The sequence below is a fragment of the Halogeometricum sp. CBA1124 genome, assembly GCF_009741955.1.
Classification (GTDB): Archaea; Halobacteriota; Halobacteria; order Halobacteriales; family Haloferacaceae; genus Halogeometricum; species Halogeometricum rufum.
Genome location: NZ_WPCD01000206.1, coordinates 1 through 6,591 on the forward strand (window position 1 = coordinate 1; position 6,591 = coordinate 6,591).

Genomic DNA, 6,591 nt, shown 5'->3' on the forward strand with positions numbered 1-6,591 from the left:
TCTACGTCGGCGCGACGGACGAGGAGACGGCGACGGCCCTCCACGACGTCGCCGCGGCCGTCCTCGACTGAGGGGGTGTCGAGGACCCTAGCAGACGGGAGCGGTGAAAGCGACGAGAGCGGCGAGATACGAGAGGACGACGAGACGGCGACGGAGAAAGGGGCAAGTGCGCGCGGTCCTGACCGTCGAACATGCGCTCTGGAGACGCCCTCCTCGACGGCGACCTGTTGCAGATGCGGTGGCGCGACGCCCTGTTCGCCCACTGGGACGTCCCTCCGGAGACGGTGGCCGACCGCCTCCCCGCCGGACTGGACGTCGCGACGTACGACGGCCGGGCGTGGTTGGGCGTCGTCGCCTTCGTGATGGAGGACATCCGCCCGCGCGGCGCGCCGTTCGGGCTCTCCTTCCCGGAGTTGAACCTCCGGACGTACGTGGAACGACCGGGCGCGGACGACCACGCGGTGTTCTTCTTCAACCTCGACGCCGACGACAGAGTCGGCGTCCCCGTCGCGCGGTGGCTGTTCGCCCTGCCGTACTACCGGGCGGAGATGCGCGTCCGGACCGACGGCGACGCCGTCGAGTTCGTCAGTCACCGCACGCACCGCGGCGCGTCGCCGGCGCACTTCGACGCGACGTACGAACCCGTCGGCGAGACGTTCGTCCCGGACCCCGGCACGCTCGAACACTTCCTGACGGAGAACTACCGCTTCTACACGGCCGGCCGCCGCCTCTACTACGGCGACATCGCGCACCCGCCGTGGCCGTTGCGGGAGGCGACGGCCGACCTCCGGTCGAACACGCTGTTCGCTGCCAACGGGTTCGACCGACCGGCCGGCGACCCGGTCCTGCACTACTCACCCGGGACGGACGTGACCGCCGGCCGCATCCACCGGGTCGGAGACTGACGGCGCGCGACGGTGACTGCGTCGCGGACTCAGTCCCGACCCGTCTCCACGGCCATCTCCTCGAACGTAGCTTCGACCGTCTCACCGTACCCGTTCGAACCCGACGACGACGGAGCGAAACCGCCGGGTTTCAAGCGACGACGGACGCAGGGGAGGATATGGTACTCGACACCGTGATGACCACGTTGCACGTTCTCACCGGAGCGCTCTGGGTCGGAAGCGTCGTGTTCGTCGCCGGCGTCGTGTTGCCCGCCGCACTCGACGGGTCACTCGACGCCGCGCCGTTAGAGACGTTCGCCGACAGACTCGTCTACGGGTCCCGCGCCGCGTCCGTCGTGATGTTCCTCACCGGCGGCCACATGGCCGGCACCGGCTACACGTTCGACTTGCTCCTGAACTCCAGTCGCGGCCACCTCGTCCTCGCGATGCTCTTCCTGTGGCTGGTGCTCTCCGCACTCGTCGAAATCGGCCGGAGCCGCCTCGTCGAGGGCCTGCAGGAGAAGCGCGTCCGGTCGCCCGCACGGAACGCGATGGGCGTCTTCCGCGCGGCGGCCGTCGTCGGCGTCCTCCTCCTCGTGAACGCCGGCCTCCTCGCCTCCGACGTCGCCCTCTATTGAGACTACCGAGAGATACCGAGAAGATATAGAAGTATAGCACAGAATATATATCTGTTCGATATTTTTATTTCCGAGAGCGGTCGCACCGTCGGACGAGATGCCAGGGACGGACCACACCGCCGACGAAGACGCCCCGCTGACCATCGAGTTCTGCGCGCGAGACGGACGCATCGTCGTCCATCGAGACACGGCGCTGGGAACAGTCACCCGCACCGTCGAACGATGACCGGCCGGTTCGACGACGCGACCGGCCGGCGTCCGGCCGGCCGGGACGCAGGTCCGCTCCTCGCGCGCCTTCGACGGCCCGCCTCCCACACCCGGACGCGAATCGCCGTCGTCTCCGACCCCCATCTCACGCCGACGGCGACGGGGACGTGGAAAGCGTACCACCGGACCGAGACGCGCCTCCGGGCGGCCGTCGACGCCATCAACGACCTGAACGTGGACGCGACGCTCGGTCTGGGCGACCTGACGAGGGACGGCCGGCCCGAGGAGTTCGACTGCGCGGACGAACTCCTCGCCGGCCTGGACGCGCCGTTCTGCTCCGTGCCCGGCAACCACGACGTTCCGAAGAAGTGGGACGACTACGAGACGCCGTCCCCGACGGCGTTCGGCGAGCGCTACGCCCGCGGCGAATTTCCGTTCCACGTGAGCGTCGGCGGCGTAGACGTTCTCGGTCTGGACAGCGCCAGCGGCGACGGCGAACTGTACGACTCCCACGAGGGACTCGTCCCCGAGGCGCACCGCGCATGGTTGGACGAGAAACTGGCCGCGGCGGAGACGCCAATCGTCGCGATGCACCACAACGTGTTCCACCCGCGCGAACACACCGGCCAGTTCGCCGACGGCGACTTCTACCAGCTCAGAGACGCCGACCGGATGGTCGAGACGCTCTCCCGGGGCGGCGCGTCGCTCGTCCTCTCGGGACACATCCACTGGCCCGCGACCGCACGCCGGGACGGCGTCCGCGAGGTCATCGCCCCCGCGACGTGCTCGTTCCCGCAGGCCGCGCTGCTGATGGACGTCGGCCCCCTCGGCACGGAGATACGGATGGTCCCGCTCGCCGGCCCGAACGGGATGGCCGAGGCGCACTTGTTGGCGCGAAACGGCAACGCGCACGGACAGAGCATCGCCGCGCACGCCGACCGGGGCGTCCTCACGGACTTCCCCCTCGTGGACGAGTGCGAGTGGGCGACGGACGCGCGCGCGACGTCGGCGCCGACGTGCCGGGGGCGGTTCGATGGCGGTAGTCGAGACGCACTCGCGGACGCGGCGCAACTGATACGGCGGGAGCGTCGACGCTCCGTGGACGAACTCCAGGCGTTCCGCGCGTTCCGCTCGGCCGTCACGGACGTTCACCCCACCGCCGCCGGCGGTCGGACCGGCGGTCCGCTGGCGACGAAGACGCTCGGGCAGTCCGGCGCGTCACCGTCGCTCACCGCGATTCGACGCGAGTACGAGCGGACCGTGATGGCGGTTCCCCACTACGAGGAGGAGTACGGCGACGAGTACGAGGAGAGCGTGGCCGCCGAGTTCGGCGACGACATCGCCGCGGCGCTGACCGGAGCGGGAACGGGGGCGCTCACGCCGAACCTCCGACAGGCGCTCGTCGCCGGGGCGACGGCGGCGATGGACGAGCGAAACGAGTTCTGCTCGCTGCTCGACGGGGAGTCCGAGTCGATTGCGGCGGTGCGAACGGCCGTCGAGTCGGCCGAGGAGACGCTCCGGTCGCTGGACGACACGCCCCTGTCGGACCGGTCGTTCGCGGAACTCGCCCGCCTCCGCGAGTCGGTGGTCGCGGTCCGTGACCGACTGGACGAGGTGGCCGCCGACCGGCAGGCGACGCTGCAGACCCACCGCAAACGACTCACGGGGTACGTCCCCGACGTGACCGCCTACCTGTACGCGCCGCTCCCCGTCGAGTACCCCGCGCTGGACGCCCTCGGCCGCCTCCGCGACGTGGTCGAGACGGCACTCCGACGTGTCGACTCCCACCTGATCGCGTCGCTGTGAACTCGCCGGCGGCGGCCGCCGGTCCGCTCCGTCGACCCCCCACACCGAACCGCGGTCGCGTGGCCACACCTATTTATCACCGGCGGAGAACGACCCTACCATGAAGCTACTCCGCTCCACTCCGGCGTCACGTCCGTCGACCGTCTCCGCCCGCCGCCACCGATGAACCGGCTCGACCCGCGCGTCCAACTGCTCTGGGTCGGGAGTGCGGCCCTGAGTGCACTCGTCGTCGGCGCGGTGCTGTTCGCCGTCGTCACGTTCGTCTCCCCGCCGTTCCTCCCGTCGTGGAGCCCGTACGCCGCCGCAGCCGCCGTGTTCGTCTTCGGCGCCACCGTCGCCGTCGCCCGCTACCGCTCGTGGCGCTACGAGGTGCGCGACGACTCGCTGTACCTCGAACGCGGCGTCTTCACGCGCGTTCGGACCGTCGTGCCGTTCGTCCGTATCCAGCACGTCGACTCCTCGCGCGGTCCGGTAGAGCGTCTGGTCGGACTGGCGAGCACCGTCGTCTACACCGCCGGGTCGCGCGGCGCGGACGTGTCGGTGCCGGGACTCACCGCCGACGGCGCGGACGACCTCCGCGAACGACTGAAGCGCCTCGCCATCCGGTCGGAGGGCGAAGACGCCGTCTGATGGTCGCCCAGCACCTCTCCCCGCTCTCGGTTCCCTACCGCGTCCTCCAGCGAGGGGGGAGCATCATCGCCGCCCTCGCGTTCGCCCTCGCCACCGGCGGGTTCAGCCTCCCCGTCGTCGGCATCGCCGGTCCGCTGGTCCTCCTCGGACTGGCGAGCCTCGTCGCCATCGTCTTCGTCGCCTACGAGTTCGCCCACTACCGCCGGTTCACCTACGAACTCACGGCGGACACGTTCGACATCGAGTCGGGCGTCTTCGCCCGCCGGAACCGCGAGATTCCCCTCCGACGCATCCAGAACGTGGACATCTCGCGCAACGTCGTCCAGCGAGCCATGGGTATCGCCGCCGTCTCCTTCGAGACGGCCGGTGGGGGGCAGACGGAGGCGCGACTCCGGTTCGTCTCGTTCGAGGAGGCCAAGCGACTCCAGCGAGAACTCGGCCGGCTGAAACGCGGCGAGGCGGCCGGCGAGGAGGCGGCCGAACCGGCCTCCGAACTGCTGTTCGAACTGGAAGGGCGCGAACTCGGCATCCTCGGCGCGCTCTCGTTCGACTTCCGCGTGCCCGGCATCCTGTTCGTCCTCTTCTCGGGTTCGCTCACCGTCGTCACCTCGTTCTTCCCCGCGAGCATGGGCCCATTCGTCGTCGTCCTCGGCGTGTTCGTCCTCGTCTTCCTCGCCGTCCTCGTCTCGTGGGTGGCCGGTGCGGCCGTCGCCGTCGTGAACTACTACGACTTCCGACTGGTCCGGTCGGCCGACGAACTCCAGTACGAACGCGGCCTGCTCCAGCGGTACGACGGGTCGATTCCGTTCGACAAGGTGCAGACGCTGACGATAGAGGACAACCCGCTGAAGCGGTGGACGGGCTACGCCACGCTCCTCGTCGAGACGGCGGGGTACGCGCCGGGGCAGGGCGACTCCTCCTCGCGCGGGTCCGAGGCGGCCGTCCCCATCGCCCGCCGCGAACGCGTCGAACGCCTCGTGAACGACATCGAACCCGTCGGCACGCCCGAGTTCCGCCGGCCGCCGAAGCGCACCCGTCGGCGCTATTTCGGCCGGTACAGCATCGTCGTCGGCGCGGCGACGGCCGCCCTGTACGCCGCGAACGCGGTTCTCGGCCTCGGCACCCCGTGGTACGCACCGCTGGCGCTCCTCCCCGTCGCGGCCGTCGGAGCACACTACAAGTGGAAGCACCGCGGCCTGTGGCTGGGCGAGAACCACGTCGTCACCCGCAACGGATTCCTCCGGCGCGAGACGAAGGTGGTGCCGTACTACCGCATCCAGACGGTCATCGACACCCGGACGATATTCCAGCGTCGCCTCCGTCTGGCCACCGTCACCGTCGACACCGCGGGGTCGCTCTCGCTGGGTGGACAGGACGCCGCCGCCGTCGACATCGACGCCGCGGACGCCGACGAACTCCGCGCGGAACTGGAGTCGCGACTCCACGTCGCCGTGGCGGAGTACCGACGGGGGCGCGTCGGCATCGGGATGGCCGACGAGGTGTCCGTGACGGAGTCGGTGGACGAAGACGGCGAGCGGTCGTCTAGCGACCGCACGACGCCGGAAGGCGACGACGGCAGGGAGTCGGGAGGCGAGCGAGACTCCGGCGAGTCACCCGTGACCGGCGACACCGGCGTCGCCGGGAGTAACACCGACGACGACGCCGACGGGAGCGACGCCGAAACGACAGCCACCGCCGAAGAAGAGGACGACGCGGACCCGTTCGTCTGGGGCGAGACGAGCGACGACGGCGACGGCGAGGAGAGACAGTGAACCCGAACCGTCCGTCCCGACGGCCGAGAACGCGGCGGGCGTCGGAGCGGGTCGTCCGAAGCGTCTCTCGAAGCGCGAGGACCGGTTACTGCGGGACCGCGTCGGGGGCCGACTCGGTGGCCGCGGCCGCGTCGTCGACCGCTTCAACGACGGCGACGTGCAGGGAGAACGCGAGGCCGGCGAACAGCAGGGCGAATCCGACGGTCAACAGCAGGCACACCGCCAGAACGGCGACGGTCAGGAGCCCCATCGACAGCGCAGCCGTCGGGTGCCTCGCGAGCCACCCGACGCCGTACCGGAGCGCGGCGACCGGTTCAGTCCCCTCGGAGAGCGCCACGAACGTCGGTATCAGCGCGAGCGCGACGTACAGCGCGGCGTAGCCGGCAACCAGCGCGACGACTTCGCCGGCCAACGACCCCTGTCGGAGGGCGGTGAGTCCGTAGGTCACCGCCACGGCACCGAACACGACGGGGACGCCGCTGAAGACGGCGCTCGCGATGCCGTTGCGACGCAGGGTCGTGCGGATGCGGTTCCAGTCCACCGCGTTCCGGTCGCTCCGGAGGCCGCGAATCGCGACGTACGCCGCGAGCGTCGCCGGACCGATGGTCACGAGCGGGAGGGACGCGACGGCCCACGCCAGACTGAGCAGCGTCA

At 70.3% G+C, this 6,591-nt stretch carries 7 protein-coding genes; 6 read left to right on the top strand and 1 reads right to left on the bottom strand.

The features are described from left to right. The first annotated feature begins 191 nt into the window (after positions 1-191). The 6 genes from GJ632_RS18135 to GJ632_RS18160 all read left to right on the top strand — a co-directional run bounded on the left by GJ632_RS18135 (position 192) and on the right by GJ632_RS18160 (position 5,937). Complete coding sequence (locus tag GJ632_RS18135) at positions 192-905, top strand: YqjF family protein (RefSeq protein ID WP_191453679.1); 714 nt, start codon at positions 192-194, stop codon at positions 903-905. Positions 906-1,063: 158 nt separating this feature from the next. After that, positions 1,064-1,522 carry a CopD family protein gene (locus GJ632_RS18140; RefSeq protein ID WP_191453680.1) on the top strand — a complete coding sequence of 153 codons (459 nt, stop codon included), beginning with the start codon at positions 1,064-1,066 and terminating at the stop codon, positions 1,520-1,522. A gap of 97 nt (positions 1,523-1,619) precedes the next feature. Further along, positions 1,620-1,748: a hypothetical protein gene (locus tag GJ632_RS24875; protein WP_255473602.1), complete on the top strand. Its 129-nt coding sequence runs from the start codon at positions 1,620-1,622 to the stop codon at positions 1,746-1,748. After that, entirely contained in the window at positions 1,745-3,535 is a 1,791-nt protein-coding gene (locus GJ632_RS24225) for a metallophosphoesterase (protein ID WP_231751666.1), read from the top strand. The genes GJ632_RS24875 and GJ632_RS24225 overlap by 4 nt, the downstream gene beginning before the upstream one ends. 162 nt (positions 3,536-3,697) lie before the next feature. Continuing rightward, positions 3,698-4,165 carry a PH domain-containing protein gene (locus GJ632_RS18155; protein ID WP_089805863.1) on the top strand — a complete coding sequence of 156 codons (468 nt, stop codon included), beginning with the start codon at positions 3,698-3,700 and terminating at the stop codon, positions 4,163-4,165. Then, on the top strand, positions 4,165-5,937 hold the full coding sequence (locus GJ632_RS18160; RefSeq protein WP_191453682.1) for a PH domain-containing protein: 1,773 nt from the start codon (positions 4,165-4,167) through the stop codon (positions 5,935-5,937). The genes GJ632_RS18155 and GJ632_RS18160 overlap by 1 nt, the downstream gene beginning before the upstream one ends. A gap of 85 nt (positions 5,938-6,022) precedes the next feature. On the opposite strand, the gene GJ632_RS22420 is transcribed toward GJ632_RS18160, so the two are convergent. Continuing rightward, a partial coding sequence (locus GJ632_RS22420; RefSeq protein ID WP_197428079.1) for a hypothetical protein occupies positions 6,023-6,591 on the bottom strand: 569 nt, incomplete at its 5' end.

Bases quoted from the DNA above. Each gene is read 5' to 3' on its own strand.
- GJ632_RS18135 (WP_191453679.1), top strand. From the start codon at position 192: ATGCGCTCTGGAGACGCCCTCCTCGACGGCGACCTGTTGCAGATGCGG.
- GJ632_RS18140 (WP_191453680.1), top strand. From the start codon at position 1,064: ATGGTACTCGACACCGTGATGACCACGTTGCACGTTCTCACCGGAGCG.
- GJ632_RS24225 (WP_231751666.1), top strand. From the start codon at position 1,745: ATGACCGGCCGGTTCGACGACGCGACCGGCCGGCGTCCGGCCGGCCGG.
- GJ632_RS18160 (WP_191453682.1), top strand. From the start codon at position 4,165: ATGGTCGCCCAGCACCTCTCCCCGCTCTCGGTTCCCTACCGCGTCCTC.
- GJ632_RS24875 (WP_255473602.1), top strand. From the start codon at position 1,620: ATGCCAGGGACGGACCACACCGCCGACGAAGACGCCCCGCTGACCATC.
- GJ632_RS18155 (WP_089805863.1), top strand. From the start codon at position 3,698: ATGAACCGGCTCGACCCGCGCGTCCAACTGCTCTGGGTCGGGAGTGCG.